The organism is Bradyrhizobium hipponense, from assembly GCF_008123965.1.
Classification (GTDB): Bacteria; Pseudomonadota; Alphaproteobacteria; order Rhizobiales; family Xanthobacteraceae; genus Bradyrhizobium; species Bradyrhizobium hipponense.
Window position 1 is genome coordinate 1 of sequence record NZ_VSTH01000098.1, and the last position, 26,009, is coordinate 26,009.

General features: G+C 62.2%; 20 protein-coding genes. 1 reads left to right on the forward strand and 19 read right to left on the reverse strand.

All coding sequences use genetic code 11. The features are described from left to right. Together FXV83_RS26790 and FXV83_RS26795 are read right to left on the reverse strand one after the other, a co-directional pair. A partial coding sequence (locus FXV83_RS26790; protein WP_148742582.1) for a cupin domain-containing protein occupies positions 1–289 on the reverse strand: 289 nt, incomplete at its 3' end. 14 nt (positions 290–303) lie between these two features. Beyond that, the gene (locus tag FXV83_RS26795; RefSeq protein WP_148742583.1) at positions 304–1,227 is read right to left on the reverse strand and encodes a 2-hydroxyacid dehydrogenase; all 924 of its coding nucleotides are present in this window, start codon (positions 1,225–1,227) and stop codon (positions 304–306) included. Between the two features lie 274 nt (positions 1,228–1,501). On the opposite strand from FXV83_RS26795, the gene FXV83_RS26800 reads away from it, so the two are divergent. Further along, positions 1,502–2,380 carry a GNAT family N-acetyltransferase gene (locus tag FXV83_RS26800; RefSeq protein ID WP_148742618.1) on the forward strand — a complete coding sequence of 293 codons (879 nt, stop codon included), beginning with the start codon at positions 1,502–1,504 and terminating at the stop codon, positions 2,378–2,380. A gap of 294 nt (positions 2,381–2,674) precedes the next feature. Here the strand turns inward: FXV83_RS26800 and FXV83_RS26805 are convergent, their stop codons facing one another. The 17 genes from FXV83_RS26805 to FXV83_RS26885 all read right to left on the reverse strand — a co-directional run bounded on the left by FXV83_RS26805 (position 2,675) and on the right by FXV83_RS26885 (position 25,801). Next, a complete protein-coding gene (locus FXV83_RS26805; RefSeq protein WP_148742584.1) occupies positions 2,675–4,072 on the reverse strand; it encodes a DUF6519 domain-containing protein in 1,398 nt (465 codons plus the stop codon). A 10-nt stretch (positions 4,073–4,082) separates the two neighbouring features. Beyond that, positions 4,083–6,296, reverse strand: coding sequence for a hypothetical protein (locus FXV83_RS26810; protein ID WP_210250762.1), 2,214 nt, complete (start codon positions 6,294–6,296; stop codon positions 4,083–4,085). Next, positions 6,293–9,445, reverse strand: coding sequence for a putative baseplate assembly protein (locus tag FXV83_RS26815; protein ID WP_187436178.1), 3,153 nt, complete (start codon positions 9,443–9,445; stop codon positions 6,293–6,295). The genes FXV83_RS26810 and FXV83_RS26815 overlap by 4 nt, the downstream gene beginning before the upstream one ends. A gap of 44 nt (positions 9,446–9,489) precedes the next feature. Further along, positions 9,490–12,375: a putative baseplate assembly protein gene (locus FXV83_RS26820; RefSeq protein WP_148742586.1), complete on the reverse strand. Its 2,886-nt coding sequence runs from the start codon at positions 12,373–12,375 to the stop codon at positions 9,490–9,492. A 3-nt stretch (positions 12,376–12,378) separates the two neighbouring features. Beyond that, positions 12,379–12,735: a GPW/gp25 family protein gene (locus FXV83_RS26825; protein WP_148742587.1), complete on the reverse strand. Its 357-nt coding sequence runs from the start codon at positions 12,733–12,735 to the stop codon at positions 12,379–12,381. 4 nt (positions 12,736–12,739) lie between these two features. Further along, positions 12,740–13,066, reverse strand: coding sequence for a PAAR-like protein (locus FXV83_RS26830; RefSeq protein ID WP_148742588.1), 327 nt, complete (start codon positions 13,064–13,066; stop codon positions 12,740–12,742). Positions 13,067–13,085: 19 nt separating this feature from the next. Next, positions 13,086–13,625, reverse strand: a complete 540-nt coding sequence (locus FXV83_RS26835) for a phage baseplate assembly protein V (protein WP_148742589.1) — start codon at positions 13,623–13,625, stop codon at positions 13,086–13,088. Next, positions 13,622–14,776, reverse strand: a complete 1,155-nt coding sequence (locus FXV83_RS26840; protein ID WP_148742590.1) for a hypothetical protein — start codon at positions 14,774–14,776, stop codon at positions 13,622–13,624. Before FXV83_RS26840 ends, FXV83_RS26835 begins: the two co-directional genes overlap by 4 nt. Next, complete coding sequence (locus FXV83_RS26845; protein ID WP_210250763.1) at positions 14,776–15,126, reverse strand: LysM peptidoglycan-binding domain-containing protein; 351 nt, start codon at positions 15,124–15,126, stop codon at positions 14,776–14,778. The genes FXV83_RS26840 and FXV83_RS26845 overlap by 1 nt, the downstream gene beginning before the upstream one ends. Next, positions 15,123–15,776, reverse strand: coding sequence for a hypothetical protein (locus FXV83_RS26850; protein ID WP_148742591.1), 654 nt, complete (start codon positions 15,774–15,776; stop codon positions 15,123–15,125). Before FXV83_RS26850 ends, FXV83_RS26845 begins: the two co-directional genes overlap by 4 nt. Positions 15,777–16,215: 439 nt before the next feature. Continuing rightward, on the reverse strand, positions 16,216–18,234 hold the full coding sequence (locus tag FXV83_RS26855; protein ID WP_210250764.1) for an eCIS core domain-containing protein: 2,019 nt from the start codon (positions 18,232–18,234) through the stop codon (positions 16,216–16,218). After that, positions 18,231–18,491: a hypothetical protein gene (locus FXV83_RS26860; RefSeq protein WP_148742592.1), complete on the reverse strand. Its 261-nt coding sequence runs from the start codon at positions 18,489–18,491 to the stop codon at positions 18,231–18,233. Before FXV83_RS26860 ends, FXV83_RS26855 begins: the two co-directional genes overlap by 4 nt. Continuing rightward, the gene (locus FXV83_RS26865) at positions 18,488–20,473 is read right to left on the reverse strand and encodes an ATP-binding protein (protein WP_148742593.1); all 1,986 of its coding nucleotides are present in this window, start codon (positions 20,471–20,473) and stop codon (positions 18,488–18,490) included. Before FXV83_RS26865 ends, FXV83_RS26860 begins: the two co-directional genes overlap by 4 nt. Continuing rightward, positions 20,470–21,729, reverse strand: coding sequence for a Pvc16 family protein (locus FXV83_RS26870; protein ID WP_148742594.1), 1,260 nt, complete (start codon positions 21,727–21,729; stop codon positions 20,470–20,472). The genes FXV83_RS26865 and FXV83_RS26870 overlap by 4 nt, the downstream gene beginning before the upstream one ends. A gap of 1,018 nt (positions 21,730–22,747) precedes the next feature. Next, complete coding sequence (locus FXV83_RS26875; protein WP_148742595.1) at positions 22,748–23,446, reverse strand: T4 family baseplate hub assembly chaperone; 699 nt, start codon at positions 23,444–23,446, stop codon at positions 22,748–22,750. A gap of 58 nt (positions 23,447–23,504) precedes the next feature. Further along, positions 23,505–24,032, reverse strand: a complete 528-nt coding sequence (locus tag FXV83_RS26880) for a phage tail protein (RefSeq protein WP_148742596.1) — start codon at positions 24,030–24,032, stop codon at positions 23,505–23,507. Positions 24,033–24,049: 17 nt separating this feature from the next. Further along, positions 24,050–25,801 carry a phage tail sheath family protein gene (locus FXV83_RS26885; protein ID WP_148742597.1) on the reverse strand — a complete coding sequence of 584 codons (1,752 nt, stop codon included), beginning with the start codon at positions 25,799–25,801 and terminating at the stop codon, positions 24,050–24,052. Between the last annotated feature and the right edge of the window lie 208 nt (positions 25,802–26,009).

Here is a 26,009-nt window from a genome sequence, read left to right on the forward strand (position 1 = left end):
GCAATCCCCGGAATCCGCAGCCGGCACGGTAAGTCTTGGTCTCGCCATCCTTTTTCTCAATTTCGATAAGACCCGAGATGATGTGGCAAAACTCGAAGGTGGTGCCCTTGATGGAATGGGTCTCGCCGGGCGTTGCTTCCCAGACGCCGGTCAGCACCTTCTCGCCTTTCGACGCGTCCTGCGCCCAGGTCTTGAAGGAGGGATTGCCCGAAATGAGTCGCTCCGGAGCAGGCAAGGCGTTCTTTGGTACGAAATCCGGATTGGTATCGATAGTAATCAGAAGTGACATGGCATTATCCCTGGTTAATAGCCGAGCGTTCGATCGACAAGGCCGATCGGGTTTTTTCCAGCGCGGTGGCGCCGGATGTTTTCTACGACCGATTGTGCCGCCGTATGCGGTTGCGTCACGGACGCGATATGCGGAGTTATCATCACCTTCGGATGGGACCAGAGTGCGTGGCTTTCCGGCAGCGGTTCGGGATCGGTAACGTCGAGCATGGCCGCTGCAAGGCGGCCGCTGTCGAGCGCCTCGATGAGTGCGGTCTGGTCGAGCTGCGGGCCGCGGCCGACATGCAGCAGTCGCGCTCCCATCGGCAAAAACGAGAAGAGTTTTGCGTTCAGGAGACCGCGGGTTTGCTCGGTCAGGGGCAGAAGACAGACGAGAATATCCGTTCCTCTCAGGAAACTGCCAAGCTGATCGTCGCCATGAAAGCAGGTGACGCCCTCAACCACCTTATGGCTGCGTCTCCACGCGGCAAGGGGAAATTGAAACGGCTTCAAGCGATCGATTGCAGCTTGCGCCAGCATGCCGAGGCCCAGGAAGCCCACCCGCCGATCGGCGGCCTGGGACGTTGCAAGAGCTTGCCAACGCCTCCTTCTCTGCTGCTCCCGATATGCGAGCATCTCGCGATGGAGCGCCAGCACGCAAAGGACGACGTATTCCTGCATCATGCGTATGATGCCATCCTCGATCATGCGTACCAGCTTCACATGGTTGGGTATGATCTCCGGCTTGAACTGATCGACTCCGGCACCGATGGAAAAGAGCACCTCCAAATTGCGATAACGCGAGACATCGTCGGGCACGTTCCAGGTCATCAGATACTGCACCTTCTCCGGGTCGATGCTTTCGCTACCCTGGTAGAATTCCAGATCGGGGAGCTCGCGCGCAAAGATCTGGCGGAAAACAGCTCCTCTTGCGGCATCGGAATTGAAAAGGAACGCCATCGAGGGACCCTTCGCGTCACGCCGCGAGATGACTTGTTGGCGCGCATCTAGCTCACCGGATGTCTACAGCCTAACGGCAAGCAGGAGCTTTCTCTGCCGAATTTCGGTGCGCTATGGGCCGAAGATTTCGAACACTTGTGCCAAAACAGGTGAAATCTGCTGGGCTTCCGTGTCATGCTGCGGCAAACACGTCCGCTGTCGTAGTTCGGCAGCAGGAATAAAGCAGGACAAGCCACAGACGTTGGCATTCCGCAAAGAAACGGATGAGATGAAAATGGGACGATCGGTACGCCTGAAGTCCTTCGAATTGGTCGCGCGGGACATTCGCGAAGTTGACGTGAAGCTGCTCCACGCTCTCTCGATTGCGGTTGGCTGGCCACATCGGCCCAAGGACTGGGATTTCCTGCGCCGCGCCGGTCAGGGCATCGTCGCTGTCGACGGCATCGGGCGCGTTTTCGGGAGCGCGATGTGGTTTCCGTACGGGCGCGAACTCGCCACTGTCGGCCTGGTAATCACATCGCCGCGCACCCAAGCACAAGGTACCGGCCGATGGCTCATGGAACAGGTTTTCGAACGGTGTGGGGATCGAAATTTGACCCTGAACTCGACCGATGCTGCCTATCATCTTTACCTGTCTCTGGGCTTCACCAAGGAAGCGGTCGTGTATCAGTGGCAGGGAGAGGTCGTATCACCCCTTCCACCGATACCAGTTCTGGATGGCGAATTGAGGTCGGTGTCAGCCGACACTCTCAATGAGATTGCAGCGCTGGATGAGCGCGCGTTCGGCACGAGCCGCCGGGAGCTGCTTGCTCTGCTTTCGGAAGGTGCGTCAATTTGTGTGCTGCGCCGCGACGGCAAGACCGTCGGCTACTCCATGAAGCGCGAATTCGGGCGTGGTCACGTGATCGGTCCCATTGTCGCCAGCAATGATTATGACGCGATCCATCTCACGGCCGTGCACCTTAAGGATCTCACCGGCCGTTTCGCCCGAGTCGATACCCGGGAGCAGACGGGCCTATTTGCTGATTATCTTCAGCAGAGCCGCCTCGCCATAAGCGAGACGGTCACAACCATGTCCAAAGGACGGCGATTCCTGAACCGAAAGGAAAACGAGCCGTGGGTCTACGGATTGGCCGCTCACGCGTTGAGCTGAGCTGCGAAGCGAATCGTTGATCCGCGCGGCCTCCCGACGCCGTGGGCGCCCTAATTCGTTGATTCAGATGACAGCGAATGGCGCATGGCTTGGCACCGATTTACAGAAATGGTTGAGGTCACCAATGTGCTCTCGCCGATTTGACCATAATGAGGACATGGACCCTTCGATCCATTTTCGGTCTGGGCCAAATATCGATGTCCGCCTCGCTGATGGACACGACCTTCCATCCCATGACCCCTTCGCTTTCCTTGATCCCGGCGCTATTTGCTCCGGACTGGATGAATACGTACGTTAGAAGGCCACAGGCACGTTGAATTTGAGACGGCAATCGCCTTGTGTCTCGAGTACGCCGGCCGACCCGAATGATACGATAGCGAGCGGCGCATAGTGATGCTCGATGCCATGTGGCGGAACGGTCTTAGGGCGCCCGTGCTCGTGCGGCCACATCACGCCGGCGGCGACGCGCGCTGGAATCAACCAGTAATCGCCGGACCGGTAGACGTTCGCAGGATTCGATTTGTGAAACTGAATCCGCAGTCCGTTTTCCAATGAGAGCCAGTTGTTATTGCCTTCGCCCTCTTTCAGGACCACGGCCCCATCGCGCAGATCGAGTCCACCTCGCTTGGAGTCGCCCGCCTTGTGATCCCAGCGCCGCAGCAGATGCGGCCGGTGCGAAAGATTGCCATGTCGTGGCGAACCGTCCAACGAGATCTGGCGGCGAGATGCATCGACCTTTTGGATCTGCCACAGCGGGCCCGGTGTCGTACCGTGCCCGGCCGCATCGCCGATCTCGACCCAGTCGCCGGCGCGTAGGCCGAAGCGCGTATCCCGGCCCATCGTATCAAGCGTGACGACACTCTCCTCGATCGCGGCAATCCGAAAATTCACCGAAGCATTTTCACGCGAAACCTTGAACGTCGCCCCAGAGGTGCCGCCGGCAGCCACGCCGCCATGATGGATCTCCACGCGATAGAGCTGATTGTGCAGTCCGCGATAGCCTGTCTCCTGATGCCGGTGATCGCGCTCGGCGCCCTCAGCCGTATCGGGAAGGCGCACCTTGAGGCAACCCCGGTGCTCCGGCTGCCAGGCATGGGTGATTCTTGACCAGTGCTCCTTGACCTTGTTGCAATCACCGCTACCGTAGATGCTCTTGTCCAGCTCTGCGATCCGAACCCGCCAGGTGACCCTGGCGCGGAGACTGGTATCGATTCCGTTCAGCGCCGGCTCGCCGATCGTTTCATCCTCGATCGAAGTGACCGGCCTTTCCCAGACATCGAGATAAATAAGATAAGGTACGTTCCGCTTGGGAGCGAGCAGGCTCTCGCCATGTTCCAGATGAGCGGAATAGGCTAGGTAGTGCTTGTTTTCGCACAGGATCCCGCCGACATAGTAGCGCCCGGGACTGAGCAGGAATTCGCCGGGGTCTTTGAAAAGCGCTCGCAACTCGTCCCGCTCCGGGGCCGTCAGCGCATCGGCCGTCACCTCGCGCGTGATAACGCCAAAGCCGCATTGATCATACGGGCCGGCATAAGGTCCGACCAGATCAGTCAGCATGGTTCGCCAGTAGTGCCAGAAGATGGCGACCTGTTCATTCAGATCGGAATCAAGCTGCGGGCGCCCTTGCTGCATGAGAACTCGTGTGAAGCCCTTTTGCGGCTCGAAACTGTCACGAGTGAAATCTCCCGTCATGATACCCTCATCAGCTGGCAAATATGATCCCGACCTCGGTTCCGGCCGGAACATGATCGGCAAGTCGAGCACGCAGGTTTGCTGCACGTTGCGGTTCGAATAGATTGTGGAATACGCCGAGCTCCGACCGATCCTCGGCACCGCGCCTGATTTCCTCTGCGCAGTCCGTCGCCAGGCGGCCATAGTCCGGCTCGCCAAAATGGATCGTCGCAAATCGCGGCGCGACGCGCAGCTGCTCCGCATGGCGCAACGTGTGCCGTACTGTCGGCGAGAAGTGCTCCGCCCCCCGCTCGCTCTCCTCGAGCGCTTTTTCAGCGAGGTCCGGCTGGCAATAGAACCGCGCCGGCGTACGTGAGTTTGGCGCCACGTAGCAGTAGCGGATGCAACCCCATTGACGGCGCGCGACCCTGACGTGGTCGCTGAAGATGGAGTTCTCGGCGAGCGCGACCGCGTGGACGTGGACGTGTCCCAGGAAAGTCGCGCGCTTTGCAGTCAGCGTGACCGGCGCAACCGCACCTTCAATAGCACCAATCGCCGGCAGGTCAGCGCTGGTTGCATCGACGATACTGTCGCTGACATGGAGCGCCACCGGATCGACCGCAACTTCCTCCTGCACTGCGTGTATGGCTCCGACGATGCTGCGCTCGATCCTGAGGCATGCCGAGACATTTGTCAGCGCTAGGCTCGGCTCGTTGCGGCGGCGAAGCCTCGCGTCGCCCTGAATCGACCAACCCGGCACCAAGGTACAGTCCCGGATCGTGATTTCATCGAACTTACCGCTAAACTCCATACCGCGTCCGCTCACGAGCAGGCCGTCTAGAACGAAGCGGCTTCCCTCCTCACCTTTGACCATGAAGGCGTCCGGGCGTCCCGCGCGCCGATCGAGCAGATTGATCACCGGACGCCTCTGATTGGCGCTTCGAATTTCGAGGCTGCGCTTCGTCTCGATCTCGATGTTGATCTCCTCCCCATAGACGCCATTGTCCACTACTTCGATCACAGCACGCTCCCACCCTTCCTCCTTCCAGGTGCGAAGCGCCTGTGGGATGGTCTCATGCTCGGTGCCCCTGCCGACGCGGTAGATTCGCGTGCCGGCCGGGACATCGGGCGTGCGCTGGTATTCACCGCCGCCGATGTCGCAGCCGAACGCATAATAGTAGGACACGATGACGTCCTGAGTGGGCGACTGCGTTGGCGGAAACGCCAAGCGGCCGAGTTCGGGATCGACGGCGACGTAGCCGTGCGGCGGACGAAACCGCCAGTCCCTCAGATCAGCCGGGATGATTTGCGACGCCGGCACGGGGGTGGCGTCGGAATTTCCCGCCCAGCCGGGCGCCCAGACGGCAAAGCTCCTGCCGTCGCCGTAGTAATGTTCTGACGCTTCGACCCGCTCGACACCATCGACCGCCACGCGCCGCTCGAGCGCGCGACGGCGCAACGGCACCGGCAAATTCCTCTCGCCGGCAATATCTTCGGGCTCGGGGTCGGCAACCGGCAGCGTATAGAGCGGAGCATCGTTGCCGAGAATGCTGAACGTATAGCAATGATCGCCGGCCTCTTCGAGGCAGTAAGCAATCGTTCGCGTCACCGGATAGACCGGCAGGCGCCAGACATAGACCGCGACGTTGGCCGCATTGTAGGCGCCCTGTGATCGATCGGAATCGATGGTCCGCACTTCGGCGGCGTGGCTCGCGGAATCGAAGGGAGTACCGAGCAGTTCAAGCCGCTCCGTCAAACGGAGGTCAATCGTTCCACCGCGGCGCAGCCGCAGATGGTCGATGGACTGGGTGTGCGCGAGCCGGCGCCCCAGCTCGACCGCGCGCGCCGGCCAACCCGTTACCGCTTCGGTCAGTTGTTCGAGCAACCACAGCGATCCCTTGCGACGGCGCAGACGGACGGCATTGGCAACTTCACTCCGTGCCGAGCGTATCCTGCTGTTCAGCTGTGCGCCCGCGCCATCCGCCACTCCCGCCCCTGCCGCAGGCCGATATCCGATCAGGTCGCCGATATAGGGCACCACCCAGTCGTCACAGGTTTCGATAAACCAGTTCTCGTAGAGTTGCGCGATGTCGTTCTCGATCAGATCAACCTGCTCATCGATCAACCCGAGCAGCTGCTGCAACGGCGCACCTACCTCCAGATCCCGCTGCCGGTAGATCACCGGCAGTAGCTTGTAGAGGCGCTCGTTCAGCGGCTTATTGGGGCGATCGATTGTCGTGGTCACGGGACGACCTCCGAGAGGATCAACGTGTCGGAAAGCTCTGCACTGAGAAAAGCGAGTTGGGCTGGCAACGGTCGCAGCGTGGCAGGATCGATCCGCACCGGCTGGACCTCGATGGAGGACGCTACCGGTGCGGCTTCAAGGCTGGCCAACTTTTGCCGGAGGCTACTATCGAGATCGACATCCGATCCGCACAGCGAGTCAAACATGTTCACATTGACAGCGGCGACCCCGGGGACGCCTTGGATGGCGGCGATCAACTCACTCAGGGCAATTGACTGGCCAAGCTCGCGCCGTTCATATCCGAAGCGTTCGATCAAGGCGGCGCGGATGTCCGGCTCGACATTGGACCAGGTCCGGCCGGACGCCACGGTGATCCGCGCCGCGACGATCAGAAGCATGAGCTCGCACGTGTCGATCCTGAAGAGGATGCTGGGATCTCCGGCCTGCGCGAGCGCCTGTCGCAGGTTGTCGTGTTGTGACACCTTGTTGTCCTGCCAGGTCGGGCCTGCAACCGTCAGGTAGACGAAAGGCCGGTGACCCGGCACGGCGATCGCAGCCGCCTTGCCTACGCCGCCGAACAAGCTGGCGAACGCAGCGTAATCTTCGACAGAGATCAATCGGTCCATCGCTATCGTGGCGCGCGGGATGTTCGACTTGCCCTGGTCGATGATGTCCCGATCGACGCCGCCGCTCGCGGACAACGGGCTTGCGACCGCCTTCACTCCGAACGGTCGCGTCGCGAGCTGGCTGATGGCTCCCGTTGAAACGTTACCCTCGGAACCAAGCCCGACTCGATAGGATGCTGTGACGTTTTCCTGGCCGGTCGGCAGTCGCATGCCATTAACGCCATCACCGAAGATGATGGTCGTCTTGTCGGTCTCGTCGGTTTGCGTGATGTAACAGCGATCGAATGGACCGGCATCGGTGAAGGAATTGACCTTCGTCCAAAGGACGCCGTTGACCTGAACCTCAAGCGTCGATTTCGTTCCGTTGGGCGTCGACGATGCGAGGTGCGTGACCGGACCCTGCCGCAAAGTGAACCGCTGCGTCGCCCGCGATGCGTCGCCGCTGCCCAACACCTCGCGCTTGGTTTCCCCGTGCGTGACAGCGGCGACGTTGCCGTGGATTACGACCGTGCCGCGCTTGTAGCGATAGCCGAGCGGACTTGCGAGCTTGAGTCGGGAATGAACACGCTCGCCCGGATAGGAGGCGGGATCGCCGTCCTTGGGAAGCACCTCGGCTCCCATGACGGTCACGAGCTCCGCACCTTTGATGCCGCTGGTCGCGTTAATGTCGGTGCGTTCGCCCTCAACGATCAGTCGCCGGCCGATCGGAAGATCCCCATAGAAATCGGCAAGCTCGATGGTATCGCCGGAGACCTCCGCCTCGATCGGCGCTTCCGCAAGCTCGAGCCGTTCGCTCTGCGCAAGCACGGACACCCCTCGCACGGCTGATAGCATCAGGTCGTTCTCGTCGAGCCAGTCGTCCTCCAGATGCAGGCGGGTCACCCGCCCCGTAATGCCGTACTTCGCAACCGAGACCTTGTGCACGTCAACGACCTGCGTGATCACAGGCCGGCGCGGCTCCGGAAAATCGCGCGGCTTCCCAAAATCGATCACTACCCAGCTGTTGGGAACAATCTGGTCATAGGCCGCATCGAGATCGATCACCTTCCAGGGATGGGGAACGATCGGCGCTTCGCGCTTGACCGCGATCGGAGCTTCGCGATCGATCGCCAGGCCATGCATCGTCGAGACCCGCAGCCGTTCGCCGCCCGTCGCATTTTCGGCCGCATGCCCGATCGGTATTTCGAACGCGCGCTGCCCGTTCGTATCCACGGTCAGGATCGTGCTCTCTCCAGGGAGGCGGATTTCGCAAGACCAGGCGAATTCGTCGAACTTTAGGGTGAAGGTACGATCATCGAACGTGGCGACGACCTCCCATCGGCCGACCTGGAACGTCGAGGTTGCGTTCGGCAGGTCAAATGACAAGCTCGCCTTCTCCGATCCGCACGCGATCTGCACCAGGACGGACTTGTGTGGGCGGCCGAATACCTCCTCCATGTCAGCGCCAGCACCCGTATCCCGCCCGCGCCGCGTCTTGGGCGAGATCACCACGCGGATCGCCACCGCATCCGACAGCGGCCACTCCTCGCTACCGATGACGATTCCGGTTTCATCGGTGACAGGCTTCAATGGTGCGTTGTGTCCGAATGGAGCCGCCTTGACCCGAAATGCATGAACCGAGCCGCCCGGCGGCGGCGCCACCGTCGCGTGCCGCAAGGCATCGAAGAACTGCGTTCGCGCTGCCGGTTTCAGCAGTCGCACCATCAACGGCACGGTGCCTGAATCCGGCGCAAAGGCGAGCGGCAGGCGGCGATCGATATCGAGCGGAACTGCGGGTAAGGCCGCTGGCGGCTTGGCGAGGGGCTCCAGCAATGCGACGAAGTTGGTAATCCGCGACGCCGGCGGCACAGCATTGCCCATGTTGGGTTGCTTCTGCGCATCATGGCTGAACAGAGTGATCTTGGTGCGCGCCTGCGGCGGTTCGGGCTCGACGGCCGCGACGGTTCTGACGATCGGATCGCTGGTAATCACAAGCAGTGGATCGTTGGGCTTGAGATTTGTCGAAAGCCCCGCCGCATAGATCATCGTCTGGACTTTCGCATCCAGAATCTGCGGCCTCGTCAGGCGTGGAGCCAAATTGTTCCATGCCGCCCGCGCATCGAGGCTATCGGAGACCTCGAACATCTGGGGCAGTTGATTCTGCGCAGGCAGGCTCTGAACCCGGCTGCCCGGGGGAATTGTCGCGGCGCTGTTCTGATCCAGCGTATATGCGACGTTCACGGATGCCGAAACGCCCGGGCGCAGCGTTGCGCCCGCGAGGATCGCAAGCTCGAGCACCGAACGGCGCTCGACCGCGGTGCGCAGAAAGCCTTCGTTGGCGATGCGCTCCTGGTAGAAAGTCAGGACATCTGCGACCATCGCCCAGGCGTCGAGCAAGGCGATGGCAGGATCTCCAGGCTCGCGGGTCTTCAAGCCGGGCAGATCGAATTGAGAGAGTTCGGCCCTCATCGCCTCAACGAAGCTCGCATAGGTTCCGATCCGGTAACCTAACGCGCTGAGTCCGGGGCGGTTGGCCGTCGACATCGGCACCCTCGCTGCCGACGTCGTGCAGCAGTCGCATGACTCGCTCATTGCTCACCTCGCACCGTGAGAACGAACCTGCCATTTTCCGGCGACGCGCTGTTGCCGCCAAGACGTGCGATCTCGAGCGGGCCGATCGGCAGGACACCGTCGTAAACCTGTTCATCGGGAGCCTGGAAGCGGCGCTGCAGCCTGGTGACGACGACGCTCTCCACACCTTCAACGACTTGCGCTGCCGCAAGCAGCTTGCTGGCATAAATACTGTCGCCGAAGCTGAGATTGTCGGGATGGAAGAACCCGAGCCGGCCGTCGGGCAACGTACGACTGGAGAAGATACCGCGCAGCACCGTCTCGACCTGCCCCGCGGCGAAGCCGCTTCGTATCTGCGCCGTCATGGCGATGTCGATCGGAACATAGGTTGGCGGGACCACGATGACGTCGTGTCCGATGCGCCGGTAACGGAACAGATAAGCCCGGATTTGCCGAAGCAGTTCCGGTTCCACCTGCTCCGTGCCGCGCGGGTCGATCGCGACATGCGCCTCGTACCGCGTTCCGATCCACTGCAACTCGGCCGCGGCGCGCTGTACCCTGGGGTTACGTTCGGCGAGGCGAGCGTAATCGTCCGCGCTGATGGCGCGGACGAGTTCGCCCTGAAAGGCCTTGGGAGCTAGCAGCTTCACTTTCTCGATCGGCTCGGGATCGGTCCCGCCCATCGACGGCAGTGGATTGCGCGCGCTGATCGCAGCCTCGCGCAGGGTCGCCGAACTCGTTACGATTTGCGTGATCGTGTCGGCTCCCACATTTCCGCTGGCGCCGATGCCCACCCGATATGTTGCCGCAAACTTCTCCCCGGCCTCCGGCGCCTTGCCGTTCTTTCCGTCGCCAAAGCGCAAGTGCGCTACACCCTCATTATCAATCTCGACCACGAAATGAAGGTCGTTGCCGCGGCTCGAAAGCAGGTCGCGCTGCGGTGTCCAGATCCGCAGCAGCGATTTGAGCTTGTCTGTGAGCGCTCCGGCCGACTTCCCCGCGTCCGCCGGATCATTCGGCGTTCGCTCCGATCCCTCGGGAGCGAACGACAGCCGATCGCGAAAATTGCGCCAAGCCAGTTCTTCTTCTTTTTCTTTGTCCGATAGGTTCTTGTTTGAGCGCGCTGGATCCGGCTGCGCCTGGTTCAGCTGTGCAGCAAGGTGCGCCGGATCCCGCAGATCCGCGAAGGCAAAAAGCGGCGCTGTCCCGTCGAGCCGCGGAGCAATGCTGTACACGATGAGCTGCGGGATCGCCGATCTCGGGTCCTGCAACAGTTGCTTCATGGTGGCGCCCGGATCGAGCTTCGGATCGCGGAACGTGAGCGGTCCCGCCTGCAGCGATGGCCGAAACTTCTTGCCTGGCAACGACTTAGACAAATCCTCGTAAACGATACGGCTGCCTTGCCTGGTCCAATTGCTGTGATCGGCAAGAATGATGTTGCCGCGGGCAACGCTGAAATCATCGCCGGCCGAAGGCTCCAGTGCATTCGACAGGCGAAGCGCAAACGGAAGCGCGTCCTCGCGCGCCCAGGCAATCTCCAGAACCGGCTGGCCGAACAGCGGGTCGAGGTTCTGCCTGACTTCAGTCAGCTTCACGAAATGGCGATGGGCAGGATTGGCGTCGACGGCAGCCCCCGTCTGCGGTCCCCTGACCTCCTCGAGCAGCAGAATGTCACCCGGTCGCAGATTGAGCACGCGCTCGGGGGCATATGCAGCTGGCGGCTCCTTTGGCGGTGTGCTCCGCACAGCATATGCGGCGGACGATTTGGCCGATCGCTTACGCGAACTGGGCTTCTGTTGCGCCTGCGCATTGGGCTCGGCATACTTGGCCTCACTGTAATTCGCCTCGGTGTAATTGGCTCCGCCAGGTTCAGCCCCAACCGTTGCCTTCCCGTCAAACAGTGTCGCCGACGTGGCGCCCGCCGGCAGGCAGCAGTCGCGATCCCCCCAGGTGTAAAACGAGATCCTATTGTGAGCGGCGTAGAGTTCGATCCGCCCCTCGGCCATCGGTTCGAAGATCACAGGCTGATCAGTTGGCCCAAACGATAGCTGATCAAGCAGCAGCGGCCCTCCCTCGGGCGGTCGAGGTCCATTGTAGCCGGCTACGAAAAGGATCGAGGCAGGATCTTCGATGGTGACATCCTGCGAGCCGGTATCGACGAAGACAAAAGCGCGTGCGTTGCAGCCTTCATGCATCGAAAAATCAACGAGCCGGGCGTGACGCCGTACCGAAATGCGCTGCCGTGCGGTGCCAAGATAGGCTTCAGTCGCCACCGCATCCTGATAGTAGCTGAGGTGATCGGCCACATAGGCCAGGGCTTCGACCAGCGCGATGCCGATGTCGGGCACGTGCTGCTCCTGCCAAGCGGGGACCGTCACTGCAAGGCGGTCCAGCATCAACTGGCGGAAGGAGCCGTAGTCTCTGGCGAGATAGTTGATCTCGGGCATCGGCAGAACGGCTTGCGGAGCGGCCGGCGGCTGCTTGCAGTCAAGATGCGCGACCTCGTCCAGCCGGAAGCTGAAGTTGGCGCGCGCATAGCGGGGATCGATCCCAGCAAGGATCTCGTCCGTTGGCTCACCATCGGCATCGAGGTCGACCAGGCTCAATGTATAGGTCGAGCCATCGCCCGGACGGTCGATCGCGATCTCCAAGCTGTTGTCACCGTCGGCATCCTCGGAACCACGCAGTCGAACGCCGGTCACCTTGATGTCGCGCACCCGCGCGCCGCCGGTAATCCTGACATTGGCCGGAACGATCGGCCTTCCGATCCGGGTCAGAAAGAACACCGTCAAGGTCAGCCGGTCATCGCTGACTTCGATGTAGTCGATGCCGCTGAAACTGCTCTTGCGGATCTTCTGACGGCGTTGCGGCTCGCGGCAGCATTCCGGAGGACTCGATGCCATGACCTACACCGCCCTCGTGATCTGCACGACCCCGGTCATGCCGGTCTGTCTTCTGGCGTACTGAACTGCGATCGTCAGCGTTGAATCGTTGCTCGTGACATGCAGGTCCTGGAGCTCGATCACGTCGCCGAGCCAGCGCTGCAACGCGCCGCGCATGGAAAACTGCAGTGCCGCCGCCATCTCGGGGCTGTTGGGAGAAAATACCAGCTGCAGCAGCCCGCTGCCGAAATCGGGACGGTTGATGCGCTCGCCGGGATTAGTGAACAGCAATTGCTCGATCATGTCGCGGACATGGGTATCGTCATCCGCTGCGGCGGTGCGGCCATGGCTGTCGAAGTGGAACGGAAAAGCGATGTTCATGGCTTCACGTCCCGAATACGCGGGTCTGGTTGGCAGAAATGATCAGCGGCGTGCCGCTCGGCACGCACATCGCCTGGCTGTCCTGAAGCAGCACAGGCACCCCGTTCGCGAACACCCTCTTAGCTGCATTGAACCAGGTCGGTGCTGTCGCACAGGGACCGTTTGCGGCCGGAGGCGGCGGCAGCGTGCAGAGCGTGACGACATAGGGCGACGTCTGCAGGGCCACCGGCGCGCCCATCACCAGGATGTTCGGGGCGGTCACGGTCGGCTTCGCAGGCCCCTGATGCGTGCAGGTGACGGTTGTCGAGAGATTGACCAGAAACCCAGGCACTGTTCCTACTCCGATGCGACTACTTCACGACGAGAGCCAGTTCGTTAATGGCAACGACGCCGGCGATGATGCTGATCGATCCGCCCTTGCCGTCGGTGATCATGATGCCAGCCGGCGAGATGGTGATGCGCGGCGAGGTCGGCAGCAGCGGCGGACCGCAGGAAAAGGTGATTCCGGTTGCGGGATTTCCGCTCACCAGGATGGTGTTCTGCGCGACCGTCTGCACCACGACGTCTGGAGGCAGGATCGGGTTGCTCTGCGGCGGCGGGGTTACCGGCGCTTCCGTGGTCGAACCCCAGAAGCAGCCTGTCCAGATCGGCTTGTTCGGATCGCCGTGCTCGAACTCGACCCACACATTGGTGCCGACCGCCGGGATCACATGAACCCCGCTCTTCACGCCTGCGTTCGGCAGGCACGGCAACGCCCAGCTGGTCGGCACCGCCCCCAGCACGTCTGGCACCATCACCTGGATGCGGCCCTTCAGCTCGGGATCGGCATTCATCTCGACGACGCCGCGATACTTCCCGAAGAATCGTTTCTTGGTCCTGGCGCGCATCATGGGATCACCCGCGGTGTGAGTGAAATCAGCCCTTCCCGCGCCAGGCTGAAGTTCTGCTTGTATTCGCCTCGTTTGATGCTGTGGGTGACGCTGCTGACGTAGTACAGGCCGTCATAGGCGGAACCCGCTCCCCTCACTCCGACCAGTTGCCGCGCCTTGAGCGGACGGCCGTAGCGCAGCACGTCGAGCGAGCCCGAGCCCGTGATCGCATCGGGCTTTGCCGACGCGGCGATGCCGAGGAGCGCCGCGGGTATCGGATCGAGGTTTGCGACATCTTCCAGCGGAGCCATACGCATCGCCGGCGCCGGCCGCAATGCCAGCGGTGGCCGCAAGATGCTGACATCGGGAATCGGAATGGAAATCGGAATCTTTCCGGTGATCGGGTCCAGGATGGTGATCACCGGCTGCTCTCGCGCCATGCCGTCATAGGTGAAATGCAGGGACTCGACATTCGTCTCAGCGTCCATGTCGATGTTCAGGGCGGGCTGTGGGACGCCGATCCTGATCTCCGGCCCGAAATAGCCGATATTGGCCCCGGGGACCGGCCCCGGATCGATATAAAAGACGTAGCCGACGTCCTCCGCCTGGCTCTTGAGGAAACTGAGATCGCTGTCGAACGATGTCTTGGTGGGCCAGCCATCGGTAACCAGGGGAACGTCGACCTGCAGCGGCGGTATGACGAGCGGAATGATGCCGTAGGTGCCATATTTGAGCAGCACCAGTTCGACGATCCCCACCGTCGGCAGGCTGGGAAACGGCACTGCGATCTCCAACAGGCCACCGATGATGCCGCCATTGCCAAGATCCATCATCAGGCTGATGTCCTGCCCGGTCACCGCGAGCGTGGACTGTCCGGGCTCGTTGCTCGGCGTGACCGTGTGCTGCGTGATGATGCCGTCCATCAGCACGGTCGGCAGGCCGTTCACCGTCGCGACGAGAATCACACGGATGCCGGGATCGAACGCGCCGACCGGTAGCAGCTGGGTATTGAGCGGCGATTTCTTGCTGATCGCGAATGTAAGCTGGAAGCCGCTGGCCTGTCCGGCGCTGACCGTCACCTGGGCGCTCGTCAATGCGTCCATGACCGGCTGCGGCGCCGGCACCGGCACCGTCGGACCCATCAGAAGCGTGAGATAGAAACCTTTCAGCATTAGCTTTGCGGTATTCCCTGTGGCAGCGTGATGCGGAGCTCGCGGCCAATGGTTTCGGTCAGTTCGTTCGGACGCATGGCATTGTTGGCATCGCACAGCCGCCAGAATGCTTCCGGATCGCCGAGAAATTGCGCGGCGATGTTGTCAAGGCGATCGCCCTGGATCACCCTGTGTACCTGCAGCAGCGCGAACTGATCGCCTTGCGGCAGAAAGCGGCGGGTCAGGTAGATGACGGTCTGGCCGTCCCGGGTCTGCAGCGACGTCGTCGCCAGGCCGAAGTAGCGGCTTGTCGGCCCAAACAGTGTTCCTTGCGCGCTCATCGGCGCAATCTGGTTCAACACGGCGTTCATGGAATCCCCTTCAAGCCAAGCGCGCTGAGCGCGCCCTGTGCGCCCATGCGGGCCAGTTGTTCCTTCTGCTGCAGATAGGCCATGAACAGGTTGCCTCCCTTGTGGGCGAAGCCGAGATCGCTGACGGTGAGCACACGCATGCCGAGGCTGACCTTGGCGCGGATTGGATTGAGATTGGGATCGAAGGCTTCCTCGGTGATGCTGAACTCGGTCAGCCGCACCGGCAGCACGCGAGTCTGGCTCCAGACGAACAGCGCCAGCGGCGCCTCCATTGGTGCAATCTCAAGTACGCCGCGCCGCGACTGGCTGTTGTTGTCGTTGAGCTGCGCACTAGTCGGGTAGATCATCACCTCGAGCGCGGCGAGCTGCGGAAAGATGCCGAGCCGGCCGACGATCGGCGCCGCCATTTCGAGCTGATCGGTCGCGTCGATTTCGGCCTCGAGCTTGATGGTCTCGAGCGGCGGCGATTTCAGCCGCAGCGCCTCGAGGCGATCGCCCGGCTCCGACCCGATGCCCTGGGGCTGCAGGGTGCGGCTCAGCGTGTCGGGATTGTACTGCAGCACCACGACCTGCAGCGGCACGCCGGAATCCGGATGGAGCAGCACGATGCCGCCCTTGAGGAGTTTCGGTGAGCCGGGGAAGGAGGTCATGGCTTTGGTCTCAATACTGAAGCGTCACGTCGTTCTGGCACAGAAGTCTCCATCGTGGCTGAAGGTACAATCCATGTGTTGTGGGCCGTATCGCTCATCACGTCCTTCACTGTCCAAGCGAGAGAGCGCCTCCTGCCAAGATCTGTAGGCTGCATGCGCCCAGGCGCCAGTTCTTCGGCTCGACCTGACATTGTCGCCGCGCTCTGCTCCTGTGCGGTGGCAACGGTAGGTCCGCTCATTATTTGCCTTTCCTCAAGAACACCGAGAGAGCCGGCGACCAATGTGGGTGTGCGTCGCGGCGCGACTTACGAGCGTCGCTGCGGCATAGACGCCTGTCGGCGTATCACCTGCCCAATTCTGACTTTCGCTGACCGATGCTCGTCGAAAATGCATAAGAATACTTCCGTTGGTTCGATACCGTCCCACTCCGGACGCTTGCCTAGTTTGGCAGGACCTCCTCGTAGTTGATGACTTCTGAACTATAGTTCGCAGGATCCACTTCGATTGTCTCAACCTGTCCTGTGAGGATGTTCTTTCCCCTGACTACGATTTTCCCGTTTTGCTTTCGGGCCTCCGCAAGAATTTTTGCCTCGACTTCATGCTGACCGCCTATCTTGCTCCTTGGCCTGAAGTCTCCTTCGATCGGTCCTGGTCTCTTGACGCCTCCGGCAACGCTCTTCTGAAGCTCACTGGCGGACTTGAGGTCGCCGCCCACGGTTTTGTTGCCGCGCTGTTCCACAAAATCGAGCGTCCGCCCCTCCCCTGCAATATCGGCCGCCGGCCTCAACGAGCCATGCGCTTTCACGCCGACGACGTCGGCTTGCTCAAGGATCGTACGATCGGGATTTGCCTTTTGGCGTTTGAGCAACCAGATGCGCTCTTTGACGTTCCATACACTCTTCATGTCGCCGCCCTTGAGGCTCTTTCCTTCAGCCTTGCGCGCGTCCTTGTAGTCGAGCGCCTTTTGCCGTGCGGGATTTAGCTCGGCTTCCACATCCGCGATCCGTGTATCGAGTTGCGCAACCAGCTTCTTCCGATCAGGTGTTTCGCCTGACTGCGAATCTGACTTTGCGTCGCCGACGGGCTTGCTCGGTGGAATGCTTCCCGGAGGTCCCTTGGATGCCAACGCCTTTGGTTCGAGAATGGCCTCGACAGGTGCGCGCACTACCAAGCCATCGGGTGTAACCGCATCGGCAAATCCGCTTGACGGGGCCCCAGTGTAAGGTGTGCCCGAGCCCCTTGCAGTTCGCGTGATCAACGCCACGACGAGGGCAACACCGGCCTTCGCGATCGCCCTCGTAAGCGCATGCCCGCACTCTTGTAGCCTGCTATCCGTCCTTGCACTGACGGCAGAGACGAAGATCGAAAGATTCTTCATGATGTCGAGGAGCACGGCGCCCATGAAAATGAAGGAGATTGTAAGCGCCGTGAGGGCGAGGGCGTCAGCAACCCAACCAGCGGGGGTCAACTGGGCGGCGATATAAACAGCTCCGAAGAACGCCATAGCGGCGATGGCCTGGGGCGTAAAGAGCGCATCGATCTCAGCCTTTACGTCCTCTCTTAGCGAATCCGATTCCCTCGCGTGATAGACCGCGCGAGACAGCTTCTGGAATGCCGACATCTTCATGATCTCCTCCTCACCCGGTGGAGGCGTTTCCTTGTCGGGCTTGGCCGCCTTATGAGGATCGGCGTTTGCCGCTTCGAGGATTTCCTTTTCTGTTCGAGGTTGCTGCTTCGGACGCAAATGTTCCAGGGGAGCCCCATGAGCGTTCTCGCTGTCCTTCGCGGGCGGAGGAGGCATTCCCCAGCTCGCCGCGACATCGGGAGAGATCGAGGGGAAACTTGTGGTGTCGCGCTGAACGAGCGCATCGCCGGACATAGAAGACCGGCCATGAGCGGAACCGTTCTGCTGCACCACATGTGCGAGCTCATGTGCGAGCAGTCGTCGGCCACCAGGTGATTCCGGCGAAAACTTGCCGGCGCCGAACACGACATCATTTCCCGAGGTGTAGGCGTTGGCCGATATGTCCCGGGCCGATTGAGCTGCGGTATCGTCGGTATGCAGGCGCACTTTGCTGAAATCGTAACCGAAGCTTAGCTCCATATCCTGCTGCAGGCGCGGGTGAAGCGGCGTTCCCGGTCCGGCCAGGGCCCGCTCGACACTAGACGGGGCGACGTCAGCGCTACCGGCCGTCGTTGCGAAACGTTGAATGGGATGTACTGGCGCGGCGGATGCAGGCTCGCGCAGGACGTGATCGGCAGCCCGGTCGGCCTCATGCTCCAGCGCATCGTTGGCAGCTCCGACCGTAAGTTTCCCTTCAAAATTGCCTTTCCCTTTGCATGTGTCGCATTGCCCGGCCATCGTATGATTTCCGCAATCGCACTTGCGCTGAAGGATGCGGCCCACCACCGGCGCCGCGCTCTGCTTCTGTGCGGTGGCAAGAGTACGCCCGCTCATTGCTTTCCTACCCCCGAGAACACCGAGTGCGCGATCCCGCTGCCGATCTGGGCGGGCGTCGCGCCGCGCCTCACCTGCATCGGCGCGGCTTCGAGGCGCGGCAGTGCCCCGCCTGCGGCGATCTCGCTGTTGATGCCGCTTTCCGAGAGCAGACGGCCGAGCTCGGCTTCGAGCGACGCCTTGAGGAGCGCGCCGTCAGAAGCGTTCACCCGCAAGCCATCGAGCACCAGGCGTTCGATATGCAACCGGATGTTCATGCCGTGGCCTCCTTGGTTTCGAGCCAGCGAAAGTCGGCTTCGTTGACCGGACGATCGAGCTTGACGAATTCCGCACGCGCGGCGGCCAGCGCGAGCGGCATCGTCACCGGCGAGTTGGCCTGGGCGCCGAGGAAAGCAGCGTTCAGCGCGGCGTTGTGAATGCTGCCGCCGGTCAGGTTGAGGCGCGCCAGGCGGTCGTGGTCGAGCGTGCGCACCGGGGTTTGCGGCGGGAACGCCTTCTGCCACATCCCCCGCCGTTCCACGACGCCGGGGAACGGGAAGTTGACGATGAAACGCAAGCGACGCGTAAAGGCGTTGTCCAGCGAGCTGCGCAAGTTGGTGGCGAGAATCGCGAGCCCCCGGTAGGCTTCCATGCGCTGCAGCAGATAGTTGATCTCGATATTGGCATAGCGGTCGTGACTGTCCTTGACTTCGCTGCGCTTGCCGAACAGGGCGTCGGCCTCGTCGAAGAACAGGATCGCACCGCCATCCTCGGCGGCATCGAACAGCCGGCGCAAATTCTTCTCGGTCTCGCCGATATACTTGCTGACCACGGCGGAGAGATCGATGCGATAGAGGTTCAACCGCAATTCGTTGGCGATGACCTCGGCCGCCATCGTCTTTCCGGTCCCGCTGTCGCCGGCAAACAGCGCACTGATGCCGAGCCCGCGGTTCGCCCTCGCGCCAAAGCCCCATTCGCCATACACCTTGCCGCGCTGGTTGACCTGCGCCGCGATCTGGTGAAGCAGACCGGTCTGTTCTGCGGGCAGGACGATGTCGTCGAAGGTCGCCTTCGGCTCGATGCGGTGAGCCAGCGCGTCCAGCATCGGCCGCACCCGCGCGCGGCAAGCGTCCCACAGCCGGTCGCGCAATGGCGCTTTTCCAGAACCCTGCTCAGCCTTGGTGATCGCTCCAATCCTAGCGATATCGGCGATGTTGAGATTGAACTGGCTGGCCAGTGCCGTCGGCCCCTGCGTATCACCGTCGCCACAGATGCACTGCCACGCCGCCCGCTGCTCGTCCATCGTCGGCTTGATAATGTCGACCATGCTGGATTCGCGCGGCAGCCGCGGCCATGGCTCGCGCACGGACAACATCACAAACCCGGCGCAGCGGGCCAGGAATCGGCGGATGGTCGCGGCATGCGCATCGGAAGCGTCGATTTCCTGCGCATCGATCCAGAGCGCAACGGGCAACAGCAGGCTCTCGCGCTGCCACAGCCTGCCCAACATCTCCAATTCCGCCGGCTGCGCCGGCAGCGCGTCGGCCGGCATGCGATAGAGCTGCCGTTTCAGTCGAACGGCGGCATCAAGGGCAATGAGTTGCTTAGCTCCGGAATCGGCTCCTAGCAGCTGAACGATCGGCGGCGGCGCTGCGGCGGAGGCGAGCCGCCAAGGTGCAGTGACTTGCCGGCCGAGTTCGCCCTGCGAAGGCGGCATTTCGGCCGCCGGCTGATCGGACCCGACCGCGGCGACAAAGGGCGCCAGCCGATCGTCGAGATAATTGAGGCCCTTGAGATAGTTGACGATGCGCTCGTCGGCCCGCAGCGCGCTGACCGTCAGCGCCTGGGCACCGGGCTGATTGATCTCGATCAGCCTGAAGTAGCGCAGCGGCCGCTCCGGGGACAGCGCATCCCAAGTCGGATCGTCGAGCAGCGACAGGGCAAGCGCGAATGTCGGCGAGGTGCGGCCGGGATCGCCCTGTGCCTTTGCAAACAGGGAGGGAAACGCGCTGTCGAACTCCGCAGTGGCGCAAAGCAGCAGCAGATCGCGCTCGAAAGGCGAAAGGCCGAGCGCCCGTTCGAGCAGCAGGAATGCCGGCAGGCCGTCCTCGCGCGATTTGGCGGCCGGCGTCTCCGGGCCTGCGTCTTGCGCTTTCAACTTTTCCCCGCTCGCAAGCCGCTCAAGACGCTGCTTCAACCGCTTCAGGGCGGCTGCGAGATGGCGCGAATTAAGCGCTTCCCATTTTGCCTCCTCGCTCATGTGATCTTCGCTTTCTGCTTGTCCATGAAGGTCGGCGGCGACTTTGAATAATCGACCAACTGGCTGTCGACACCGTCAACGCGCAAGCGGATCCAGAACTCCCCGGCAACCGCGTCGGTGACCGCGAACGCGAGCTGGCCGGTCTGGGCCGTTCGCGGCGCTGCCGAGATCTCGGTGCTGCCGAGCAGCAGCGAAACGCGCTGCTCGGGACGGACCTCCGGCGCGCAGTTCAACGAAATCGTCGCGGTGCCCTGCGCGATCTGCGCCTCGACGGGCAGGTTAGACGTGATCCGCGGGGCGACGGATAGCGGTGTTTCGTTGCTGGTGTGGACGGACGGCGGCATTTCGTTGCCGGATTGGTCTGGTTCGCTCCGTTTCCGCACGACCGCGGCAATCGTGTACAGCCCGGCCGGAAAATTTGCGGAGTCGTCGGGTATCTTGACGATGACTTCGGAATCGCTCGATGCACCATCGGCCGGCACCTCGATCGGCGCGGGCAGCCGCGGGCTGGCGAACTTCACGGTCACCCGGTCGCCGGATAGATTGCGTCCGCCAAGCTTGATGGCATTTCCCGGCAAGGCCATGGGTTGCTTGTCCGGCGGCTCCACGCTGTCGATGGTCGGAAACTGCGAAAGCACGTTCGCAAGGGCAGAGATGCCGCTGTCGGACCGACCGCGCGTGAGAACCGGAAGCGGCGTTACGATCGGCCGCGCACTGTCGATCAGAACGACGGCGGCCTCGTAGGCCACCGACAGCTGGTAATGGGTCTGGAATCCGGGCCACATCTTTCCGATCTCGTCTACCGAGAGCGGTTGCAGCGTGAAGCGTACGCGCTCCGCCTGATTCCATAGATCATTGTCCGCGAGCGCAGCCTTGATCTCGTCGGCGCCGAGCAGCGGATGATCGTGAAGCGTGCTCATGGCGCGGCCGAGAAGTTGGTGGCTGAACGGGCGTTGCGCGTCGTTGTCACGGCCAAATACCGTGATCAGGTAATAGAGATTGAGTCCGAGAACCGGAACGCCGAACTCCCCGGGCCGCACTGTCACCGGAGAGGGCATGTTGAGCCAGCTTCCGCTTGGTCTCACATTATAGAGGAAGATGTTGATCTGGTTGGCGCTGTTACCATTGGTGCGCGCCAGATGCGGTGCCTGCATGGTGACCGTGGTATCGACCAGATCGGGATCGGCCGTCACACCCGTCGTAAGCAGGTTGCGAATTGTCGCGGTAACGGCGGCGATCGCTGCTGGGTTGCTCATGAGCCGCTCCGCCCGGAACGCTGACGCAGATAGTCGTCCAGACTGGTTGCACCAGTCGACGACCGCGCCCTTTGCCGCGGCTCGGCCGACATCGAGGCCCGCACCTCGACCCTCCCGATCGACACGTGGACCACCGGCTGCGCGGTCAACGAGTGCTCGTCGTGCGAAACCTCGCTTCGCACGGCCCAGTCCTGGCGCGCACGCGCAGAGACCTGCGGCCACCTTCGGCCCTTATCGGATCCGTTGCGAGCGCGTGGCGTCACCTCAAACTCTGCTGTTTCGCCGGACGTTTGGTCGCTCCGATCCAGGGAGGATTGCCGCGGTGGTTCGCTGACATCCGCTTTCAAATCAGCATGTGCAACCCATAGACTTGTTGGCTCGACGCGATCGGGCGCATTTTGGACTTGCGCGTTTTGAACCATCATGAGCCGTAGGGGCTCATCACGGTCATCGCGCGCCGCGTTCGAAGTTGCGCGCGTCGGCGCAGGTCGCGGCGCTTCGATCGCCGCATCGTTGCTGCGCACCACGTCATCTGCCCCTGTACGAACCGATGACAGTAGTCCGGCACTGACCGTTTGCACCGTCGAAGCGCTGCTGCCGCCCACGTCATCCGCCGCTGCACGTGCCGGCGCTTCCAGCGGGACACTGACTGCTTCCGTTGTCGCATTGCGCGGCCGCGTGGAAGGATGATCTGTCACGGCCGTTGCCGTGACAGACCTCACCGAAGGCGCGACGATCCCGTCCGCGCGCAGGGGCGACGCCTCGGGTCGTTGCGGCGCGCTGGCCTGCTCCGCTTGAAGTTCGCCTTTGGCGGTAGCCCCAGTCGGCCAATCCGATGCTGCGGATGCTGGATCTTCACGACGCGGCGCGACGCTCTCAGCGTGGGAGTCATCCTCGCTCACGGTGGCCGGACCATCCCATGCCGAAGCGGGCGCCGGACCGAAGATCGAGGGCAGGCGCGGCCTGATGGCAGGCTCCAGAGCCGTTGCACGTCTTACGAGGTTGGCTAAATACCCGCTCATTCGTCCAGCAGCTCCAGGTAGCATTGGCGCCGAGGTGAGCTCAGCGCAAGAATATCGGCCTCACGCCAGCCATAGGCGCGCGCCAACCGGTGCACGTCACGCAACAAGCGTAGCGCCCACGCATCGACCTCGCTCCAGAGAAAGGACACGACGTCGAACGGCGCCTGCCATTGCGCCCGGCATGCGGAGCAGTCCAGGTCCAGGCGAATGTCGGCGTGCGGGTCCACTAGTGACAGCCGCTCTTCCAGTGCGCGGATCAATGTCGCGGGCAGGTCTGCCGCCGGCACCTCCTGTTCGCCGCATGACGCGCGAAGCACCACGCGTTCGAGCAGACGCAGCCTGTTCTCGTCGTCCGGCCGGCCGTGACCCAGGGCCAGTACGTCGCGGCTGTTCGGCAAACGAAACAGAATGTTATAGCCGTCATGGCTGAACGATAGTTGCGCCTCCGCCGGTTCGGCGCCAGACTCGTGCTCCAATGCGGCGCCAAACACTTCTGCATCGAATTCGAGTTCGAGCGATTCGCTGCATTCGGGACAGGTCGCCAGCGCTGTGAGCCTCGGACCGAACAGGTCCTGGTACAGCGTCAGAAGCCGGCGATCCCGTTCGCCGATCGGTAGTTCGGCGGCGGCGGCGCGCGACAGATGCGCGTGCGCCGCCGTCAACAGCGCGAGCGCGCGTTCATCCTGTCGCGACACTCCTCGCCCGCGTTCCCAGGCCGCTAGCAGATGCTGTGTCGACGGGACCGCCATCGCATCACTGCGCGGGCACGGTGAAGATCGGTTCGGCCGGCTCGACGACGCTCTCGTCGCGTTCCCAACCCTCGTTTTCCAGCTTGATATGCTGGATCGCCACCGCGTTGGCGTTGGCGTCGAGGTCGGGCAAGGCCTGGTATTCCGACACCCAGCAGCGATAGATCTTGTAGGTGATCGCGACCTGCCCGGCCTCGTTATAGACCTCCAAAAGCAGGTCCTTGCGGAAATCCTTCAGCGAGACCTCGCTTCCGAGCCCTGCGCCGAAGCTCCAGACCTTGTTCGCCCATTTCTCGAACTCGGTATCGTGGGTGACGCCGCGCTCGAGCGTGATGGCATCGTACTCGCTGCGGCCAGGCGACTTCCGGCTGCTGCTCGGATCGCCCCCTTCGCGATGCTTGACAACCTCCGTGGTACGCTTCAGGCCGCCGACCTTGCTGATGCCGGCGACATATTTGCCGTCCCATTTCACCCTGAACTTGAAGTTCTTGTAGGGGTCGAACCGGGTCGTATTCACACTGAACTGAGCCATGATGGACTCCCCCTATTTCACGTCTGGATGTTGCCGGCGATCTGCTGGATCCGAAGCACGACGAATTCCGCGGGCTTCAGCGGCGCAAATCCGACATGGATGTTGACGATTCCGAGATTGATGTCGTTCTGCGTGGTGGTTTCCTTGTCGCATTTGACAAAATAGGCGGCGGCCGGCGTTGATCCCTGGAAGGCGCCCTGCACAAACAGGTTGTGCATGAAAGCGCCGAGGTTCAGCCTGATCTGCGCCCAGAGCGGCTCGTCGTTTGGCTCGAATACAACCCACTGGGTACCCCGGAACAGGCTCTCTTCGATGAACAGCGCTAATCGGCGCACCGGGATGTATTTGTATTCGTCCGCCATCTGGTCGGCGCCGCGCAACGTACGGGCACCCCAGATCACGTTGCCGTAGATCGGGAAGTTGCGCAGGCAGTTGACCCCAAGTTGGTTCAACTTGCCGTTCTCGTCGTTGGTAAGTTTTGTCGCGAGTTCATCGATGCCGCTCAATCCCGCGTCGAGACCGGCCGGCGCTTTCCACACTCCGCGCCGCGCGTCGGTTGCGGCCATGGCGCCGGCGACAAGACCGCATGGAACGAACGTCGCCTGCTGCCCCTTGCTGAGCGGATCGGGAGCCTTGACCCGTGGAAAGAACAGCGCCGCGTTGCGCGTATCGTTAGTGCTGAAGGCGAGCTCGTTAAGTTTGGCGATGGGATCCTCGACCGCGAAGTCGTCGCCCCAGGTCGATGGCGGATCCACGATCAGCATGGCGCGCCGATCGGTGCAGTACTTCATCGCCGCCTGGTAGACTGCCGGATCGGTGTCGCCACCGGGCTTGTCCGGCGGGATGCAAAGCAGGTTGAAGAGGTCAGCATTTTCTAGCGCGTACAGTCCTTTCTTGCCATTCCTGTCACCGGTGTAGACTTTTGTATCGACCGGCTCTTCGACGTCGCTGGCGGGTACCTCAACTTTTGCGGAAACGGACTTCGGCTTAGGTGTGCCACCGCTCGCCGCGCCCCCCGAACCCGCCGCATTGCCGCCGCTTGCTCCACCTCCGCCGTCGGCGGCCGCACCTCCGGACGCACCGGCTCCCCCTTGGCCGCCGCCCGCCGCACCACCGCCGCCTGCTCCTCCCGGCGCCGCGCCGCCGCCCTGATCGGCAGGAAAGCTGATGGTCGTTGTGGCCAGTTTCGAAGGATCGGGTACGCGAAGCAATTGCGACGACTGCTGCAGAACGCGATCGATCCGTTGCGCGCGGCCGGCCAGATTTGTGGCGTCCTTTACCGTGAGATTGAGGAACTGTTCTCGCGCGATGATCTGTCCGTTCACGGTCAGCATGGCCGTCAGGTTGAAGAGCTCGGCCCTCTGCAAGCCGAGCCGCTTGGGCGCGTCCTCGGAGATGTTGTCGTCGAGCGTGACCTCCAATCCGCTCGACCATGCGCCCGGATTTGCCGCCTCGAGCGCCAAACCTCCGACGGTGACGGTCCCCTTGCCGGAGCCGGCTTTCGGCTTGAAGATGCGGACGATGATCGCCTGGCCGCCGCCATTGCGGAAGAAATCGGCGACGGCGTAGCTCATGGGATAGTCGACCCCGAGGCCGCCGAACTGGCGCTGGAAATCACCGAATCCGAAAATCGTGATCGGCTTGTCGACGGGCCCCGAGATCGCGCGGCCGACGAACGCCGTGATCGACGTCGCGACTCCGGTGATCGCCCGGACACCGCTTGGAACTTCTTCTACGTAGACGCCGGGATAGGAAAGAGCGACGGGCATCGAGGTTTTCTCCCCTTAAGCGATGGACATCTGCATCGAACCGAATGAGCAATAGATTTCCTTGCCGCGCCCTGTTAGCGGGCACAGCGACGTGATTATTCATTGTCACGACGTTCCGAAGGGATCGTCGCGCTCTTTTGCTGGTGGTGTGGCCGGAATCGACGTCCGGCAGATGAGACGGGGCCAGGCCTGGAGGACGGGATGTCTC